Source organism: Gluconobacter aidae (assembly GCF_009547075.1).
Lineage (GTDB): Bacteria > Pseudomonadota > Alphaproteobacteria > Acetobacterales > Acetobacteraceae > Gluconobacter > Gluconobacter aidae.
In genome coordinates, this window is the sequence record NZ_WIPH01000003.1 from 175,808 (window position 1) to 194,620 (window position 18,813).

Sequence of the window (18,813 nt, forward strand, 5' to 3'; positions counted from 1 at the left end):
CTGCCCCAAAACCACGTCTCCTCCGATGCGTTCCTGCAACACGCCCCCACATCCCCGTGGAACGGAGGAGACCCCCCCAATGCCCTTCGGCATGATTCCCAGAAAACAGTCCGCCAGTTCAGCCCTGCTTCTCGGCACGGCACTCGCACTCACACCACCCGCACTCTTCTCGGTGGCCTACGCTGCCCCGATGCCGACCGAAGCCGCACAGGACAACTCTGGCGTTACGACCATCCAGAGTTCTGACGCTGTAAAATGGCAGCCCGCGCCCCCCATGTTCCCGCACGGAACAAAAATCGCCGTCCTGACCGGCGACACCACAAAACCCGGTCCTTTCACCCTGCGCGTCATGATGCCGTCGGGTTCCTTCATTCCGCCCCATACCCATAATCTGGACGAAATGCTGACCGTCATCAGCGGCAATATCCAGCATTACGTGGGCCAGAACATCGCCACGACACAGCAACGCGCGCTCGGCCCAGGCGGTTTCGTCCACCTGCCGGTCAACGTCCCGCATGCCATCAAGGCCGGAAGTCAGGGCGCAGTACTTCAGGTTTCGGGAACAGGGCCCTTCAGCATGGCCTACGTCAACCCACAGGACGACCCGCGCAACACAGGCCGCTGAAAGCCGACAGACATGAAAAAACCCTGTTTCCAGAACGGAAACAGGGTTTTTTCAACGCTCAGGGAAACGATCCCCTCATTTCCCGATCGTCGAGAGCACGATCCCCGGCGTCAGGATCTGAGGCAGCACGACGCCCTCCTGATGCGGCGCATAATACATATAGAACGGCACACCATCGCGCCCATGCGCCTTGAGGAACGCACCGATCGCCGCATTGCGGTTCGTCCAGTCCCCCTTGAGGAACACGATCTTTCGGTCCCGGAACGCCTGCTGAACGGATGGCACATCCAGCGCCACACGCTCATTGACCATGCAGGTGATGCACCATGACGCCGTCATGTCGATGAACACCGGCTTGCCCTGCGCCCGAAGCTCGGCCAGACGCGCCTCCGAGAACGGCTCGATCCCGGCCTCCGAAGCGCCCGTAACCACAGGAGCAGGCGCGGCCCGCAGCCCCTGCGCCAGCGAGGCCCCACAAACCACAACACACAGCACAGCCACGATCCGGCAGAACGCCACCGTCCCACGGCCGCCCTCCAGCATGGACCGACGCTGCCCAACACCATAAATCCAGCCCGCAAAGCCCAGAAGCACAACGCCCCCGGCCGTCAGCGCCACAAACGTCACGCCCCGCTGGATTGCCGCAACCCAGAGCAGCCATACACAGGTCGCAAACAGCGGAAACGCCAGAACCTGCTTGAGAATACCCATCCAGGCCCCCGGCTTTGGCATCCGCGATGCCACACCTGGAACACCGGCCACGAGAATATAAGGAAATGCCAGCCCAAGCCCCATCGACAGGAACACCAGAACCCCCATCACCGGCGGCCCACCCAGAGCCCCGGCAATGGCAACGCCCATGAACGGCGCCGTGCAGGGCGTCGCCACGATAACCGCCAGCAGGCCCGTCATCATGTCCCCGCTGCGGCCACCGCCGGTCTGCACCTGACCCAGACGCCCGGCGCTGACTTCAAACACACCCAGCAGGTTCAGGCCCATCAGGAACAGCAGCCAGCACACGCCGACCACAAATCCCGGCGATTGGAACTGAAAGCCCCATCCTGCCGCAGACCCGGCCAGACGCAGCCCGATCATGACAATGCCCAGCGCCGCGAACGCTCCCGTCACACCCAGCGTGTAGAACAGCGCGCTCTGAAGCTGCGCCCCCCGTCCGGCACCGCCCATCTTCGCCAGAGACAGCGCCTTCATCGCCAGAACCGGAAACACACACGGCATCAGGTTCAGGATCAGCCCGCCCACAAATGCAAAGAGCAGAACCCGCAGCCAACCCGCGCCCGTCGGCACGTCCGAAGCCGGTGCCGCATCCGCCTGCACAGGAGCCGCAGCAGACGCCCCCCCAACCGGCCGCGCCTCGATCTGCAACGGGCTTTCCTGCCCCGCCGCATCCTTGAGCACGACAACACCTGCAAGCGGCCTGTCCCGATGCGCCGATTTCAGGAATTTCAGCCTCAGCGTCAATTGCCCGTCCGACACATGCAGCTTCTGATCCGCCACCTGATCGATCACGCCCCCGTCCTGCGGCAGGAACCACGCCTGCGACACGGACGCCGCAGACAGCCCCTTGCCCGACAGCGTCAGAACGCCATCCGCAGAAACACTGGCCGCAAACGGTGAGACCACCGGCATGGCAGCCTCCGCCTTGCGGAACAGGTCCGCCTGCGGGCCGCCTTCCGGCACATCGGCTGTCGAATCCGGTAACGTCAGTGTAAAATCGCCGCTCTCTGGAATGCAGACCTGCGCGCAGACAAGCCATTCCGCATGGGCATGAAGCGTCGTCCCGCCAGAACCCTTGAGAACCAGATCCTCCGGCAGCGTCACCTCATTGACATAGGCATAGGACATGAGGCCGCCCTCACTGATCCGCACCGGCACCGGCCAATGGATCGGACCGCCCTTGCCCGTCGCACCACCATCGGCAGTCACGTCCAGCGTCGGCGTGTCCCCGGCATCTCCCGGATTGATCCAGTAGGTATGCCAGCCCGGCTTGAGCTGAAGTCGCAGCCCGACCCGCAGATGCTGGTCCGGCCCGACCGCATCACGATCCGTGACAAGCGTCGCGGTGTCGTTCGCGGACGTAACCGGCACACTTTCCGCCGCCAGCGCGGACACGGATCCCAGACCCAGAACCCCTGACAGAAGCAGGGCCGACATGCTGAACATTCGATGCAAGGCAGGCTCATTCCACGTTTTCAGAAGACAGTCTTCACCATATCACTGACTGAAACGAAAAGCAGGACCCTTCCGGTCGTGAAACCGAAAGGCCCTGTAAACCCCGTGTTACGGGATCAGCTTCTCAGCCCGCAGCCGCGTGAACAGGTCGGTGAAAGAGTCCGGCGTATACTGGTATCCCGCAAACCCCGCGAGGCGGCTTTTGCTCATATCCGTCACACATTCGACCGGCCGCCCCAGATCCGCATCCGTGTGCCAGGCCGAAGCCAGCCGTTCGATCCGGCTTTCCGCAAGCCCGTATTCTGCTGCAATCCGTTCCCAGAGTTCCACATCCCCCGAAAGCGTCTCTTCAAGAGACGTCGCATGGCCGGGATACGGCGCCGCCTCGATTCCAAACCACTCCGCCAGACGCGGCCAGAGCCATTTCCAGCGAAACACATCCCCGTTCACGATATTGAACGCCTGATTGCGTCCCCCCGCATCGGTCGAGGCCCAGAAAAGCTGCCGCGCCAGTTGCCGCGCATCGGTCAGATCCGTCAGGGCGTTCCACTGCACGGGAGATCCCGGAAAGACGAAAGGCCGCCCGGTCTCGCGGCAGATCGTCGCATAGACCGCCAGCGTGCTGCCCATGTTCATCGCGTTTCCAACCGCATAGCCGATCACGGTATGCGGACGATGCACGCTCCACGAAAAACCGTGCCGGGCGGCGGCTTCATAAAGCGCGTCTTCCTGATCGTAATAGAAGTTCGACAGATCCAGACGGGGCGCGTCTTCGCGGAACGGCGTCACCGGCGGCTCGCCGGACGCATAGGATTCGAACGGACCAAGATAATGCTTCATGCCCGTCGTCAGCGCCGCATGAACCAGACGCCCCGGCTCCGGCAGGGCCTGAAACACATTGCGGATCATCGCCGAATTGACGCGGCAGTTCTCTTCTTCCGTCTCCTGACGCAGCCAGGAGCAGAAGAACACATGGCTCGGCCGCAGATCCCGCAGCGCATGGGTCAGCGCCGGCAGATCCAGCAGATCGGCCTCAACCGGCAGCACGCCCGCCATGTCATGACGCGGCCTGCGCGCCAGACCATGCACGGTCCAGCCTTCGGCCACGAGACGCGCCGCAATGTTCTGGCCAACAATACCGGTCGCCCCGACAACAAGCGCGGTCCGGGCAGAAGCTCCGGCAGAAACAGAGACGGGAGCAGAAGAGGCCATGGGATTTTTCCTTTGCAGACAAGAGGGTCTGCTCCACATCTGGGAAAGCATCCGCATTTCCGCCAGACGGCACCTTTTTGTGCCCTGGCGACCAGAAGGTTTCCAATCCATGACCCCGCCACTGCCCGAACATTACCGTCAGGCGCCCTTTGCCGAAGACTGCGCGCCGCGCCGGATCCTGAGGCTTTTCAGCGGAAAATGGACCACCATGATCCTGCACACGCTACATCTTCTGGGCGGCACGGCACGTCCCGGAAAGCTCCAGCGCAGCATTCCCGGCCTGTCGAAAAAAATGATGACCCAGACCCTGCGCGAACTCGAAACGCAGGGCCTCATCCGCCGCAACGTCCGGCAGATCATGCCGCCCCATGTCGATTACAGCCTGACGGAACTCGGGAAGACCTTCGTCGAACCGGTCGAACTGCTCTATCACTGGGCCATCCGCAACGCCGACGCCCTCGACCGTCTCACGCAGCACGATGCGCCCCATCCCGAATGAAGAGGGTAGGACAGGACCGCTCCCCTGTGCCATGTTCGCAGCACCAGACCGCGTAATTTCCAAGGACTCACCAGACCGATGCCGTCGATCCCCCGTCCCGACCCGTCTCCATCGTCTTCCGCACGAACCGGACGCGCCGTCGCCGGCATCTTCCTCTTTCTGCTCCTCGGTGTCCTGACCCTGCTTCCAGCCCGGGCGGCCGACACCGCTGCCCCGCTCAACCAGCAGGAAGCGCAGCAACTCCTCAACGTCCTGAACAATCCGAAGGAGCGGGACGCCTTCACCCACACGCTTTCCCTGATGGCCCGCGGCCTTCAGGTCGAGACGTCAGCCCCCGCCGCCTCTGTCGCGGCTCCGGCCGCGGCACCCGCCAAGCCCATGTCGGAAGTTTCTCCCGATATCCATACCGGCCTGAGCAGCATCCGTCTTCAGGCGCTGGGCTATTTGCACAATTTCCTGGGCCTGTTCAGCAATCTCGGAATCGTTGGTCGCTGGGCACGCCATACGCTCGCATCCGCCGATACCCGAACCACGATCCTGCATGCATTTGCGGGCGGGTTCATCACCATGCTCTGCGGTGTCGCCCTTGAACGGGTCGTCGCCCTCAGCCTGCGCAAACCTCTCCGCCAGCTCACCCAGAACGCAGAAGACCGCGAGCACCGTGCGACAGCGAAACCGGACAGCTCCGTCCCCTCCGAACCGATCGTGGACGACTCAAGCCAGACCCGCGCCGCCGACCAGCGGCGACAGGTCGAGACCCTGCGGTTCCTCGCCCGCGTTCCCTACGCGCTGGGGCATTTCGCGCTGAAGGCCATTCCGGTCCTGGCCTTCCTGGCCGTCGCCTATCTCGCCGTGCTGGTCCTGCCCTGGAGCGAGAAGACCGACAACGTCATCATGACGCTCGCCAACTGCTATGCCGCGGCGCGGATCCTCTATCTTTTCGTTGAAACCGGTTTCGCACCCCGCTCGCCGACCATCCGCCTTCTGCCCGCGACGGATGCGACGGCTTTTCTGCTGACCCGCTGGTGGAACGTGCTGGTCGCCGCGCCCGCCATCGTCTTCTGCCTTTCCACACTGGGCGGACAGTTCAACCTCTCGCCGCGCGGCACGAATGCGATGATCCGCGGCGTGGTCCTGATCGAGCACATCCTGATCGCCATCTTCATCTGGCGGATCCGGCATCTCGTCAGCCGCGCGCTCCAGCCGCGCAACGTTCCCAATACGGCGATGTGGACCTTCCTCGTCGCCATCGCCCGGCTGTGGTGGGTGCCAGCCATGTTTCTCGACATCTCGCTCTGGATCGTCTGGGCCGCGCATCTGCCCGGCGGCTATCGCTGGATCCTCGACACCACCGGCATCACCATCGGGATTCTCGTCGCCTCCCGTCTCGTGGCCGTTCTGGCCTACGGACTTCAGGACCGGTTTTTCCGCATCAATCCGGTCCTGACGGAACGCTTTCCCGATCTTCAGAAACGCGCCGACCGCTATTATCCGTTCGCCCGCAAGATCCTCACCGGCGTGCTGCTTTTCCTGACCCTGATCGCCATGACCGAAGCCTGGGGCCTGCCCACGTTCGGCTTCTTCATGCACAACGCCGTCGGCCGCCACCTGCTGGATGCCGCCCTGACGATGCTGATCGCCCTCAGCGTGGCCGTCACGATCTGGGAAATCATCAACGCTCTTCTCAGCCAGCAGCTCAACCGCTTCGAAAATTCGGATCAGATCTCCCGCGCGACGCGCCTGCGGACCGTCATGCCGATCATTCGCACCGTGCTCCTGGCGGTCATCATCATCATCGTCGCGGTCACGACGCTCTCGCAGATTGGCATCAACGTCACCCCGCTGCTCACCGGCGCAGGCATCATGGGCGCCGCCATCGCCTTCGGTTCGCAAAGCCTGGTCAAGGACTTCATTACGGGCTTCTTCATGCTCGTCGAGGACGCCATCCAGGTCGGCGACTGGGTGACGACCAGCGGCGTCGCGGGAACCGTGGAAAACCTGTCCATTCGCACGGTCAAGGTCCGGGACTTCGATGGCGACCTGCATATTATCCCGTTCTCGTCCGTCTCCTCCATTGCCAACACGGCCCGCGGCTATAACCAGATCGTCATCCGCCAGCAGGTCGACAATTCGGAGGATCTGCCCCGCGTTGTCGGCCTGATGACCAATACCATCAAGGAAATGCAGCAGGACGCTGTGTTCGGCCCCCTGCTGCTGACGGGCTATAACGATCTCGGCGTGGATACCAGCGACAGCAACGGCGCGGTCCTGATCGGAACGGTGCGCACGGCGCCCATGATGAAATGGAAGGTCAAACGCGAATTTTACCGCCGCGTCGCCAACCGCTTCGCGGAAGCCGGGGTCAAGTTCTACACACCGACGTCCTACTCCACGACACCGCCCGGCAACGCCATGCGCATCGCCGCGGATGTCACCCTGCCGAAACCGGCCAATGACGGCCCTTCAGACCTCGCAGCCGGGAAAACCGTTCCCGAAAGCAGCACACCAGACGATCACAAACCTGCCTGAGCCCGGTCGGCCCCGCTCAGGGGCCGACCCGAGTCCCTGTTTATCTCGTCAGCATCAACCTGAGCACACGCCTCCAGCGTGGAAGACCTTCCGCTTCCCATCGGCGCATCAGAGCCCGGTCGGCTGCCAGCGCATTGCGCATTATCGGCGACACCGCAAAACGCTCCTGTTTCGACGCGCCCTCGCGCTTCAGTCTGCGCCGTTCACGCGCGACCACGACATTTCTCAGAAAGCCCATGGCTCCTCCTTCCCTGCCAAAATCCGCCCCGGAATTATTAATCAATTAAATAAAGTCTTGCATTATTATGCGCGCAAGTTCATTCTGCGCCAACAATATCAGAAATCTTCCTCCCGTTTCCACGAGACGATTTCCCGGCCCAACACTTTCTCCGGCCTCGCATCGCCCGCCGATCGGTGAGGATCTGTCAAGGAATCCAGCGATGTCTCTAACCCTGGTGACGTCAGCCCCCTCCACCCCGGATCACACGTCTCCGGAAACCGGTCCCCAGACACAGCCCCAGACACAATCCATGTCTCCGCCCGATCCGGACACCCTCGCCGAAAAGAACCGTCAGGAAGAGCAGGTTCTCAAAAAACGCTTCATCGGCATGGTTCTCGGTCTCGTCTTCGCGCATGTCTACGTGGCGCTTGCCCTCGCCTATTCCTACATGGACGACCACAACCATCTGCATACCTGCTGGCTGCCCCTGCTGGGTGCCTTCATCTGCGGGATGATTTTCGTCTTCCACGTCTCCATCTCGTAAGCCGGAGAACACCCATGACCCATACAGTCCGCCGCGCCTGGCTTCAGCCTTTCCTGTCCACGACATTGTGGACCCTCGTCCTGATCGACATCGCCGTGATGACCTATCTGGAAAATCAGGATTTCTTCAAGGATTACGCCGGCTGGGCCTGGCCCTCCGTCCTGATTACCGGAATCATCGGCTACTTCATCGGCCCCGCGATCGACAGGCTTTTTTCCAGAAAGTCCGCAAGCCGATAGTGTTCCAGGAATGACCGTTCCATCAAACCTGCCTGATCCGGAATACCGTCGCCTCTTTCCCCAACTGGCCAGCTACGGCGCCGGCCCATTCGGGGAGGATGTCGATACATTCGGCGACACCCTGATGGACGTCATTCAGGACGTGACGGAAACCCGAACGTTCCTCACCCGGGCCGCCGCCATCCGCGAACTCGAAACCCTGCTGGCCTGTAACGAGACCGATCTGGCCCGGATCACATGGGCTCTGATCGCCTTCGATCCGCTCGCCCGGTTCAATGAACCGGCTCCGTTTCCCAGCCTGAGCCACTTCTGGACAGCCCTGTTACGAAACCTCGAAACCGGGCCACCGCCATGGCCGGATACTGCAAGGCGCCAGCTCGGGGGCTGCGTTATGGAGCGGCATATCGCCCCGACAGAAGCCGACATCAAAGCGCGGTTTGCCGACGAAAAGCTCCGGTCCGTCTCCTTCTTCCAGACAAAGGAAAACGCAGAGCATGCCATTCTCCAGACGCTTCAGAGCAACGCGGACGCAATCGACGCATGGCTTGCCGAAACGCCTGACGGCATGCGCGAGAGCTTCGAGCAGGATTTTCCCGAAGGCGTCGGCATCGTCATCACGGAACAGGATCGCCGCCCGACACCCGGCAAAACACTGTCCGTCACCCTGACCAAGCGCGAACTCCGTGGAATGGCCTATTACATTGAGACCATCAGGATCTACGCCTAAAAAAGGGGAGCAGACCGCTCCCCCCCTTTCAGACCTTACCGCAGAATGCCCGTATGCCCGACGCTGTAGCGTCCCGGCTGCGGCCAGACCGTCAGGCCATGCGGCTCCGCACCGACCGGGATCTTGTGCATCGCACCCGTATCGGTGTCGATCGCATAGACCACATCATCGAACCGGCCCGACAGCCAGAGCAGCTTGCCGTCCGCGCTGACATTGCCCATGTCCGGGCTACCGCCACCGGGGATCATCCAGGTCTTGACGACCTTGTCCGTCGCAAAGTCGATGACCGACACGCCACCCGGCCCATGCTTCGGACCATGAATGCGATGTGAGCCACGATTGGCGACATACATCAGCTTGCCATCACGGCTCGGATACAGGCCATGCGTGCCGATACCCGTCGGGATGAAGCCGGTCTCCTTGAAGGAATCCCCGTCCACGACGAACACACCGTCCGCCATCATGTCCGCCACATAGAACTTGTGACCGTCCGGCGCCGTCAGGATGTCCTGTGGCATGCCACCTTTGGACAGCTTCAGCATCCCGATCATCTTCAGGTTCACCGTATCGACCTTGGCGACATAACCGCCGAACTCGCAGGTGAAGATCGCGTATTTGCCGTCAATGGAAAAATCAGCGTGATTGACGCCCTTGCATGCCGGCGTCTCGACCGAGCCCTTCAGCTCCATCGTATGCGGATCGCGGAAATCCAGACGCTTGTGCGCCTCCGCCACCGTAATCGCGTATTTTCCGTCCGGCGTGAAATACATGTTGTACGGATCATCCACGGCAATGGACGGACCGGGCTTGGCCGTCGCCGGATTGATCGGCGTGAGCGACCCGTCCGGACGGCCTTCGCTGTTATTCGTCACCCACAGCGTCCGCAGATCCCAGGACGGCACCACATGCTGCGGCGAATGCCCGACCGGGAACGTGTCCACAACCTGAAAAGACGCCGGATCAATAACGGATACGCTGTCCCCACGCAGGTTCGGCACATAGACGCGGGCCGGATCATGCGCGATCGCCGGCGAGATATGGGACGGAGTCGTCTCGCTGTAGATGTTCTTCGGGTCGATGACCGGCGGCATGCCCGGGATCGTCTGGATACCGGACGCGGCCACAGGCGCCGTTGCGGCGACAGGAACGGACGCATCGGCCGGAACCGGCACCATCGGCGCACTCGGGGAATAGTCCTGCGCATGGGCCGCGGCAGCTCCCAAGGTAGTTCCCAGCAGCGTCATCGCCACCAGAAGAGGAGTCTTGAAAGTCATGGATGGCTCCTTTGGAAAGACTGGATTGCCGCAACCGCGGTCCGGATCTGCATCTCCGTGCCGATCCTGCCGAGCCCGGCCGATGCGCGCCGCGGATCGCCACCATAGACGCCATCGGCCGCACCCGGTTTCGGAGCCTTGCGCAACGCCTCCTGACGCACAAGCGACGGATCGACCGCCAGCATCAGCGACGTATCGCTCAGCTCCGCATGAAGCCCCACCTCAGCCCCATGCCCCTGCGCACGGAGGGCCTCGGCATACTGGTGGGGAACGACTTCATAGTAATCGCGCAGATAAAGCACGGCTGCCTGACCTTTCCAGGCCCGGTTCAGCTCCTGCGCCACCTGCGCCATGAAAGACTGGTATCCGCCATGATCGCCCAGCAGCACGATCCGCCGGAAACCCTGAACGCGGAAACTCTCCGCCGCCCCTTTGAGCAGCCCTTCGAACACGGCAGGCGGCACGGAAATCGTGCCCGGAAACCTCATGTGAGACGTGCGCGGACTCGTCGATCCCTCCGGCACATAGGCCACAACGGGGGCCACCAGCATATGCCCGGCCTGAACCGCGATCGTATCGGCCAGAACCTGCGCCCGCACATTATGCTTGCCGACCGCCATGTAAGGGCCGCTCTGCTCGGTTCCGCCCACGGGAATGATGACGGTATCCGTCCCCGCCTTCACATCCTGCGCCACCTCGGTCCAGCTCCGGCACGCGAATTCGGACTGAAGCGCCAGACCGCTGCAATGCGCGCCTTCGCCGGCGGTGCTCTGCGCCTGTGCGAACCCCGCAGACAGCCCCACCCCCGCGCAGAACAGGACAGAACGACAGGACAGGCGAAGCAGGTTGAACATCAGGGCCGGAACACCTCTGGCAATGGCTGCCTCTCCCTACTCCATCTTCCACTGTCTTTTCCAGAGGCGGCCTTTCCGCAAACGCATCATGCAGTATAAGGCAGCATGCCTTTCCCGATTTCCTACGATCCCGATCCCGTCGACAGCGCCGCCCACCTGATCCAGGTCGCGCTCACCCCCGTTTTCATGCTGTCGGGCATCGGCACCCTCATCAACGTATTCAACACACGGCTGGCCCGCGTCGCCGATCATCTCGAAGACGTGCGCAAGAAACTCGGTAGCCCGAAAACGGACGACACCCCGGTCGATCCCATCGACAGCCCCGAACGCCTCAAAACCCAGCAGACCCGCCTGCACCGCCGCGTCTTCGTTCTGGATGCCGCGATTCTCCTCAACGCCATCGGCGGTGCCTCAACCTGCGGTGCGGCCATGGCGCTGTTTGTCGGCTCGATCCGGGACGCTTCGACATCAGCATGGCTGCTCGCACTTTTCGGCATAGCTCTCGCCTGCACGGTCGGATCGCTGATGTTCTTCCTCGCCGACACCCTGCTGAGCTGGCACGGACTGCGTCGCGACACCGATCTGAGCCTCGACGCGGAATAGCCTTCCGCGCAATTTTATTTCAAAAACCACCCGGAACGGTACTCTTTCCCGCAAGAAATCCTGATCTGCAAGCGCATCCCGCTTTACTTTAACAAAAGCGAAATAATCGCCCAGCGGGAACAAAAACGGCGTCTCCGCAAAGAAGGCAAAAGTTTAAAAGGCATTTATGCACGGAATGCAGGGCTGACCCTGCATCTGTATTTGTTGCTTTGGACCCCGATTCCGGAGTTTCTCCCGCTGCACGCCGCAAAACGGCAAAGATAACCACACGGAGATTTTCCAAATGACGTCCATGACCCTGATCCACCTGATCGGCCTTCCCACCAGCCTTCTCGCACAGTTCTCGATGGTTGCTTTCGTTCCGATGATCGGCGCGCTGATGATTGCTACGGTTGCTTCCGACCGCGTTTCCGAGAGCTGATCCCAGTTATCTCGGGACAGGCCCGGCCTTCGTGCCGGGCGTCCCGCTTTTTCCTCTCCCGGCTGACGCGGACCGCGCTCAGTGCCGGACAGAGAGATAGGAGTCCGGATCCAGCCGGCGGCGCCACAGATCGCACAGCCAGCAACAGCTGATCCCGACCAGCATGCCGATCGATGTCGACCCGACCCAGTGCGTCGGCAGAAACGACATCATGACTCCCGCCAGACCGGCGATCGTCCAGTTCATCGTTCCCATCAGCGCCGAAGCCGCGCCCGCCTGGTGCCCGTGATGCGTCAGCGCCAGAATGCCCGCGTTCGGCCCGATGAAGCCCAGCGAAAATGTCGTGCACCACATCAGTGCGCACAGGATCCACGGGTCCTTTGGCCCTGCCAGTCCGCTCAGACACACCACCACGGCCAGCACGCAGAACACCAACACCGCTAGCATCCCGATTTCCATCACCCGCGTGAACAGGAACCGGTTGGCCAGCCGCGCATTGACCTGCGATCCCAGAATGAAGCCAACCCCGTTTAGCCCGAAAAAAATGGCGAACAGATGCGGCGAGAAATGCAGGATATTCTCGAACAGCGCCGGTGCGTTGGACAGATAGGCAAACATCGTGAACGTCCCGAAGCTCACGACCATCACCGCGGAGCAGAACAGTGGCTCCCGCAACAGGTCCCGGTAACGCGCCGCCATACCACTGACCGGCAGCGCGAAACGCCGGTCCAGAGGTAGCGTCTCAGGCAGCAGAAACAGCGTTCCAAAAAACATCACGACGCCGAAAACAACATTCGCCCAGAAAATCAGGCGCCAGTTCCCCAGATCCAGCAGGAAGCTGCCGATTGACGGCGCCAACAGGGGCCCCAGACCGAAAATCAGCATCAGCTGGGACATGAGCTTCACACCCGCCGCTCCGGTCGCCACATCACGCACCATCGCGCGCGGTGCGACCGAGCTGATCGCACCGCCCAGAGCCGCAATGAAACGCAGCGCACAGAACATATGGAAACTGGTCGTCAGGGCCAGCCCGACCGAGGCGAGGGCATACACCACCAGCCCGCACAGAAGCGGCAGCTTTCGCCCATAGCGGTCACAGAGCGGCCCCAGGGTGAACTGTCCAATCGCCAGCCCCGCCAGCCACGCCGTCAGTGTCAGCTGCGCCGATCCGGGCCCATGCCCCAGATCATGCTCCAGGGCCGGAAACGCCGGGAGGTACATGTCTGTCGAAACGGGCCCCAGGATGAAGATCACACCAATCAGCACACGGGTCAGGGCATTCATCCCTGCGGGGGAGGTCTCTTCGGACAGCGACGTAACGGACACGCAGGCACCATGACTGGACAGAGCAGAAAAGCGAAAACGGGCTCCCCCTGCTGGAGAAGCCCGTTTCCATACTCAACGCCTTTTTGTCTGGACTGACCAGCCCCGAATTCAGGAGCCATCCCTCATTCCAAACAGGGACACAGACCTTACTTCGGCCAGTTGGCCAGAATGTCCGTCTTCACGTTCTGCGGCAGACCGACATAGTCGAGGCGGGCATTGTCCGCATCACCATGCTGGAAACCCCACGTAAAGAAGTTGCGCACGGCCTTGCCGGACTCCTTCTGGGCGGCATCGACCGGCACCAGAACGAATGTTGCCGTCACGATCGGCCAGGAAGAGGCGCCATCCGTATCCAGCAGGTTCACCGCATAGTGATCGGCATGGGCCCAGTCAGCAGCCTTGGCCGCTTCCGTAAAGCTGGCCAGCGTCGGGGCAACGAAGGCACCGCTGTGGTTCTTCATCTGGGCGATGTTCAGATGGTTCTGCGCGGCATAGGAATACTCGACGTAACCCACGCCACCTTCGGTCTGACGCACCATGGCGGCGATGCCATCATTCCCACGAGCGCCCGAACCGCCCGGCCAGGCGATGGACGTGCCGGCACCGAGCTTCTGCTTCCAGGTCGGGGAAACCTGCGACAGATAGGACGTAAAGACGTAGCTCGTGCCCGAACCATCCGCACGGTGGATCGGTGCGACATCCGTGTCCGGCAGCTTCAGACCCGGATTCAGGGCCTTGATGCGGTCGTCATCCCAGGTCGTGATCTCGCCGTCATACAGACCGGCCAGCGTCGGGCCATCGAGACGGAGCTGGCCCGGAGCAATGCCCGGCACGTTCGCCACGACCACGATACCGCTCATGACGGTCGGGAACTGATACAGCTTTTCCTTGGCCAGACGCTCGCCGCTCATCGGTTTGTCGGACGCACCGAAATCGACGGTCCGGGCAATCACCTGATCCTGACCAGCGCTGGAGCCCACGCTCTGGTAGTTCACGGAAATACCGGCCTGGCTCTTGGCGCCCGTACCCCACGCACCATAGATCGGTGCGGCGAAGCTGGAGCCTGCGCCCGTGATGTCCGCAGCCTGCGCCGACGACACGAACGGAGTCATGGCAACCGTGCCAAGGGCCGTGGCGACAAGAAGACCGAATAGCGGAGCTCTGCTCTTGATCATGGGAATCCCTTATGGGGCGTGAAAACTGTGTCCTTAGTAACGCCGACCGGAAAACAGAAACAGTAGGGCATGCGTGATAGTTTCATGACACCTTCCGGACACGGGGAGTGCCGAAATGTCACACCCGACCTCCAGCAAGTCAGCAATTCAGACGGATCTCACAACAAAACTGACATACACAATTCGAAATCGGCAATTTTCTGCGGATAAGAGCTTACAGTGTCATCAAACTGTCATCCTCCCGTCATGAAACCTTCCCATTATTTCAAAATGCGAATCAGATACCTGAACTGCGGAACACACGCCCTCCCCAGAAGGACGCACCGCAGCAATGGCTTTTTCTTTCCATCGGACCACGGGTCTTCCCAAGGCCCTTTTGGCCACGACAACCCTGGCTTCCCTCCTCCCGCTTTGTGGCCATGCCCGGGCCGCCGACCAGATGCAGATCATGGAACGGCAGATCCAGGCCATGCAGGCCCAGCTCAGCAGCATGAAGAAAGAACATGCTGAAGAAGTAAAGCGCGCCCGCGCCGTTCTGGCCCACCAGCGGGAAGAAGCCGAAAACAACCCTTATGGCCAACGATCAAAAATGATTGGCCAACCGAGTACAAAGATTCACACAGGTGGCATAACGATTGGCTCGATGCTGGCACCTCCACAGACGGCCAGCACGCCTTACGGTCAGATCACTGGCACACCTCCGGCCCATTCCAGCCTGTATGGCCCATTGCGTCGCGGTCAGATTCAGGTTGGTGGAGTGCGCATCACTCTGGGTGGTTTTGCTGAAGCCGCAACGATGTTTCGATCACGCAACACAGCTTCCGATATTTCCACAGGCTTCAATGCAATCCCTTGGGGAAATAACGCAGCCTATCATATGAACGAGTTCCATCAGAGTGAACGCCAGAGCCGTCTGGCAGCACTGGTTGAAGGAAAGATCACTCCTAAACTCGAAGCTGATGCATACGTCGAAACAGATTTTCAGGGCGCAGGCTCGGCATCCAATTCACGTCAGTCGAACTCCTATGTCCTTCGTGCACGGCTTTTCTATGGGGAACTGAAAGATCAGGCGGACGATCTTCAGATTCTGGGCGGCCAGAACTGGTCTCTCATCACAATGTTCAACAAAGGCATGTCTGCCCGTGACGAGCAGATTCCACTTTCGATTGAAGCCCAGTACGTCCCAGGCTTTAACTGGACGCGAAACAGTCAGGTCCGCATCGTCAAAGGCTTCGATCACAGCCGCTATCATATTGGTCTTTCGATCGAAAATCCGTCCGCAGTCCCCACCGGGACGCCGTACACACCGATCGGCACGACTGTAACTTACAAAGAGACCGGGACGAATGTTAATAATTCGGACACATATTACGCAACCGATGTCGCTCCGGACATCATCGCCAAGTTTGCAGCCGATCCCGGCTGGGGCCACTACGAACTAACCGGCGTCATGCGCTTCCTTCATGACCGTACCAGCGTTACCGGCAGCGGTCAGAGCCATACCGCGGTTGCAGGCGGTGGCGGAGGAGCCCTGCTGCTTCCCCTTATCAAGAATAAGCTCTATTTTCAGGCATCAGGTCTGGTTGGACTCGGAATTGGCCGTTACGGCACCAGTAACATTCCCGATTACAGCTTCAATCAGAACGGCTCGCCCCATCCGCTGCCAGAAGCAAACCTTCTGCTCGGCCTGTACGGAAACCCGACCAAAGCCCTCAAACTTTACGGCTATGTAGGGGCCGAAACCGTCAGATCACGTGCGGCATATAACGTAGATGGCAAAGCGTACGGCTATGGCAACCCGCTTTACAACATGTCGGGCTGCAATACGGAACTCTCCTCACTCTGCGCGGCGAGTGGAAACGTCCGTACCGTCGCACAGGCTACAACCGGTTTCTGGTATGATGCCCTCAAAGGCAATTACGGAACTGTCCGTGTAGGCGCCCAGTACTCTTACACCTATGTGGAGGCATTCTCGGGAGTTGGAGGAACACCACACACCGATGACAACATGGTTTTTCTCTCATTCCGCTATATGCCATTCAACTAAATAGCCCGCTGAGGGTCACTATATTTCAGATATAGTGACCCTCAGATGCGCAACAGAAACAAAAAACAGATGGCGCCTACCCTCTGTTCCACCATAAAAAGCTATTCTGGCCCCGCATACGGCGCCCCTGAACACCATTCCTGAAGTTCTGTTCGTTACCGGCAACGACAAGGGCAAGGGCAAAGCCTGCTTCCTTCATGCGGTCGAGAAGTTCCTGCCCTTCTTCCAGGAGCGCTGCATCTTTTTTCGGAATCAAAAAACTCCACTTCTCTCCATTCCGTCTTCGACCAAAAATATTCTCACCGATGTCCGCGGCGACAGACAGTCTTTCATGAAGAATTTTACCCGGAGTTTCCTTTCGAGAAACTTCCCGGTATTGTCCGGCCTCACTGAAGACTCCCTGAAAGACTGTCTCTTGCCGCGCTGGTTCCTGGTTTCCATCCTGTCCTTCACCGTCCTTATTTTCGCCCTTCTCGGTGCGGGCTGGATCTGGATTGATCACCAAAATCTCGCCGCCTTCGCAACCCCGCGACTGGAAAAGAAGCTCGGCCGAACTGTCCATATCGGCGCCCTGCATGTTCATCCCGGCATCTGGCTGACCGTCGAGGCGGACGACGTCTCAGTTGCCAACATCGCCAGTGGCACGCGCCCACAGATGATGACCCTCGGTCATCTCGGCGCGCAGATCCGCCTGACATCCCTTGTCTGGGGGCCGCCGGAAACCCGCAATGTCATCATCTCCAGGTTTTCGGGCCTGTTCGAGCGCACACCCGCGCACTTGCCCAACTGGCGCTTTGGTCCGCACCAGAACGAACCCCGGCCGCCGATGTCTCCTGAACAACAGGCGAAAGCCAATACACCGCCCGACCTGCGTGATGCGCCGGGCCTGCGCAACGCCACGATCACCGACAGTGACGTGACCTATCGTTCGGCCAATGGCGCCTCCTACAAAGCCGCACTGACAAACGTCGAACTCACCTCAACCAGCGACACCAGCCCGCTCACCATGGCCCTGAGCGGCGCCTATAACGGCACCCCGATCGCGGTTTCCGCCGAAATGGAGCCGATCCGCGACCTCCGCAAAACACCACAGCGCCCCTACGGCACCAAGGCCCATGTCGTCTCCGGCGACATGACTGCGGACTTCACCGGCACTCTGACAGATCCGATGAATTTTGATGGCGTCCAGGGCCACACCACCGTCACCACATCCACAGCCGATACGCTGTTCAGCGTCGCTGGCATCAAGGGCGATCACGCTCCGGTCAAACTGAGCCTGTCCGGCGATTTCAGCCATTCCGGCAACGACTGGCACTTCCGCAAGGCCAACGGCACCATCCAGACCAGTACGATGGAAGACGGCGATTTCACCCTCGTCGAAGGCACCCACGGCAAACCCGATGACGTGACGGCCCAAATCGGCTTCGGCCGCCTCGACATCAACGGTCTCATGCCCATCCTCGCTCCGCCTGGCTCCAGAGGCAGCAAAAAAAGTCCGTCCACGCTTCACGCCGACCTGCTGCTCCTGACGCCACCCGATCCGGACCCGCTGGTCCATTTCGATCTCGCCGCCCGCCAGCTCATCTACAACACGCTCAATTTCACGAACCTCAAAATCCAGGCGGCGCAGATTCCAAACCGGATTGATATCCCCCTTCTGCGTCTCGGCTATATAGGCGCATCCCTCAGCGCCAACGGACATATCGAAGCCGACGGGAAATCCTCCCGCATCGCTGCCGAACTCGCCCTGACCCATGGCGATATCGACCGCCTGCGGCGTGTCGCGGGCCTCGCGCCGGTTCCGGTCAAGGGCAGCCTGAGCTTCCGCATCATCGCCAGCGCAGACAACGTCCACACCCTCAACGAAGCCATGAGCCGCGCCGACCTCACCGCAGCCGTCAGCATGGAAAAGGGCGAAATCGCGCGTGAGATCGTCGAGGCCGCCTCGATGGACCTGCGCCTGCTTTTCCGTCACGCCAGGGGCGTCACTCCCATTACCTGCCTGCTCGGCGTGCTTCAGATGAATCAGGGTGTCGGCACGGTCATTCCGCTGCGTCTGCGGACAGGGGCAGGAACGATCGCGGCCAAGGCGAATTTCGATCTCAACCGCAGATGGCTCGATCTTGTCTTCGCCAGCCGCCCCTTCTCCACCAGCTTTTTCGCGCTGGACGTTCCCATCCGCGTCAGTGGCCGTTTCGACGCGCCGAGCCTCTCTCTCGCCAAATGGTCGAAAGTGGGGCGCAGCATGCTCGCGGACTCGAACGAGGTGACGCACCTGCCCCCCGCCCTTCAGGGCTTCGCGGCATCGAACGCCTGCGCGCGTCCTAC

Annotated in this window: 18 protein-coding genes; 10 read left to right on the plus strand and 8 right to left on the minus strand. The window is 61.0% G+C overall.

Translation table 11 applies throughout. The features are described from left to right. Positions 1–79: 79 nt before the first annotated feature. Complete coding sequence (locus tag GFJ39_RS02995) at positions 80–625, plus strand: cupin domain-containing protein (protein WP_153429640.1); 546 nt, start codon at positions 80–82, stop codon at positions 623–625. Positions 626–700: 75 nt separating this feature from the next. On the opposite strand, the gene GFJ39_RS03000 is transcribed toward GFJ39_RS02995, so the two are convergent. Beyond that, on the minus strand, positions 701–2,797 hold the full coding sequence (locus GFJ39_RS03000) for a protein-disulfide reductase DsbD family protein (protein ID WP_153429642.1): 2,097 nt from the start codon (positions 2,795–2,797) through the stop codon (positions 701–703). A 126-nt stretch (positions 2,798–2,923) separates the two neighbouring features. Further along, the gene (locus GFJ39_RS03005) at positions 2,924–4,027 is read right to left on the minus strand and encodes an SDR family oxidoreductase (protein ID WP_153429644.1); all 1,104 of its coding nucleotides are present in this window, start codon (positions 4,025–4,027) and stop codon (positions 2,924–2,926) included. A 109-nt stretch (positions 4,028–4,136) separates the two neighbouring features. On the opposite strand from GFJ39_RS03005, the gene GFJ39_RS03010 reads away from it, so the two are divergent. Next, positions 4,137–4,526, plus strand: a complete 390-nt coding sequence (locus tag GFJ39_RS03010) for a winged helix-turn-helix transcriptional regulator (protein ID WP_153429646.1) — start codon at positions 4,137–4,139, stop codon at positions 4,524–4,526. Positions 4,527–4,604: 78 nt separating this feature from the next. Next, positions 4,605–7,055 (plus strand): mechanosensitive ion channel family protein, encoded by a 2,451-nt coding sequence (locus tag GFJ39_RS03015; protein WP_153429648.1) that lies wholly within the window; start codon positions 4,605–4,607, stop codon positions 7,053–7,055. 40 nt (positions 7,056–7,095) lie between these two features. Here GFJ39_RS03015 and GFJ39_RS03020 read toward each other — a convergent pair whose 3' ends face one another. Further along, on the minus strand, positions 7,096–7,293 hold the full coding sequence (locus GFJ39_RS03020; protein WP_153429650.1) for a hypothetical protein: 198 nt from the start codon (positions 7,291–7,293) through the stop codon (positions 7,096–7,098). Between the two features lie 202 nt (positions 7,294–7,495). Here GFJ39_RS03020 and GFJ39_RS03025 point away from each other — a divergent pair, with 202 nt between their 5' ends. Genes GFJ39_RS03025 through GFJ39_RS03035 form a run of 3 tightly spaced genes read left to right on the plus strand, consistent with a single transcriptional unit; the run spans position 7,496 to position 8,785 of the window. Next, a complete protein-coding gene (locus GFJ39_RS03025; RefSeq protein ID WP_153429652.1) occupies positions 7,496–7,819 on the plus strand; it encodes a hypothetical protein in 324 nt (107 codons plus the stop codon). A 14-nt stretch (positions 7,820–7,833) separates the two neighbouring features. Beyond that, positions 7,834–8,058, plus strand: coding sequence for a hypothetical protein (locus GFJ39_RS03030; protein WP_153429654.1), 225 nt, complete (start codon positions 7,834–7,836; stop codon positions 8,056–8,058). Between the two features lie 10 nt (positions 8,059–8,068). After that, a complete protein-coding gene (locus tag GFJ39_RS03035) occupies positions 8,069–8,785 on the plus strand; it encodes an RNase A-like domain-containing protein (RefSeq protein WP_153429656.1) in 717 nt (238 codons plus the stop codon). A gap of 35 nt (positions 8,786–8,820) precedes the next feature. Here GFJ39_RS03035 and GFJ39_RS03040 read toward each other — a convergent pair whose 3' ends face one another. Further along, positions 8,821–10,059: a YncE family protein gene (locus GFJ39_RS03040; protein WP_153429657.1), complete on the minus strand. Its 1,239-nt coding sequence runs from the start codon at positions 10,057–10,059 to the stop codon at positions 8,821–8,823. Further along, positions 10,056–10,913, minus strand: a complete 858-nt coding sequence (locus GFJ39_RS03045) for a creatininase family protein (RefSeq protein ID WP_153429659.1) — start codon at positions 10,911–10,913, stop codon at positions 10,056–10,058. Before GFJ39_RS03045 ends, GFJ39_RS03040 begins: the two co-directional genes overlap by 4 nt. Positions 10,914–11,018: 105 nt before the next feature. Between GFJ39_RS03045 and GFJ39_RS03050 the strand changes: the two genes are divergently transcribed. Together GFJ39_RS03050 and GFJ39_RS03055 are read left to right on the plus strand one after the other, a co-directional pair. After that, entirely contained in the window at positions 11,019–11,516 is a 498-nt protein-coding gene (locus tag GFJ39_RS03050) for a DUF2721 domain-containing protein (protein ID WP_153429661.1), read from the plus strand. Positions 11,517–11,799: 283 nt separating this feature from the next. Further along, positions 11,800–11,937 carry a hypothetical protein gene (locus tag GFJ39_RS03055; RefSeq protein ID WP_153429664.1) on the plus strand — a complete coding sequence of 46 codons (138 nt, stop codon included), beginning with the start codon at positions 11,800–11,802 and terminating at the stop codon, positions 11,935–11,937. A gap of 78 nt (positions 11,938–12,015) precedes the next feature. On the opposite strand, the gene GFJ39_RS03060 is transcribed toward GFJ39_RS03055, so the two are convergent. After that, positions 12,016–13,263, minus strand: coding sequence for a multidrug effflux MFS transporter (locus GFJ39_RS03060; RefSeq protein WP_325062805.1), 1,248 nt, complete (start codon positions 13,261–13,263; stop codon positions 12,016–12,018). A gap of 146 nt (positions 13,264–13,409) precedes the next feature. Next, positions 13,410–14,438, minus strand: coding sequence for a phosphate ABC transporter substrate-binding protein PstS (gene pstS, locus GFJ39_RS03065; protein ID WP_153429666.1), 1,029 nt, complete (start codon positions 14,436–14,438; stop codon positions 13,410–13,412). 448 nt (positions 14,439–14,886) lie between these two features. Between pstS and GFJ39_RS03070 the strand changes: the two genes are divergently transcribed. After that, positions 14,887–16,485, plus strand: coding sequence for a hypothetical protein (locus GFJ39_RS03070; protein ID WP_228391754.1), 1,599 nt, complete (start codon positions 14,887–14,889; stop codon positions 16,483–16,485). Positions 16,486–16,561: 76 nt separating this feature from the next. Here the strand turns inward: GFJ39_RS03070 and GFJ39_RS14175 are convergent, their stop codons facing one another. Beyond that, a complete protein-coding gene (locus tag GFJ39_RS14175) occupies positions 16,562–17,062 on the minus strand; it encodes a hypothetical protein (RefSeq protein WP_228391755.1) in 501 nt (166 codons plus the stop codon). Between the two features lie 78 nt (positions 17,063–17,140). Between GFJ39_RS14175 and GFJ39_RS03075 the strand changes: the two genes are divergently transcribed. Further along, positions 17,141–18,813, plus strand: a 1,673-nt coding sequence (locus GFJ39_RS03075) for an AsmA family protein (protein WP_228391756.1), incomplete at its 3' end; no start/stop codon positions are given.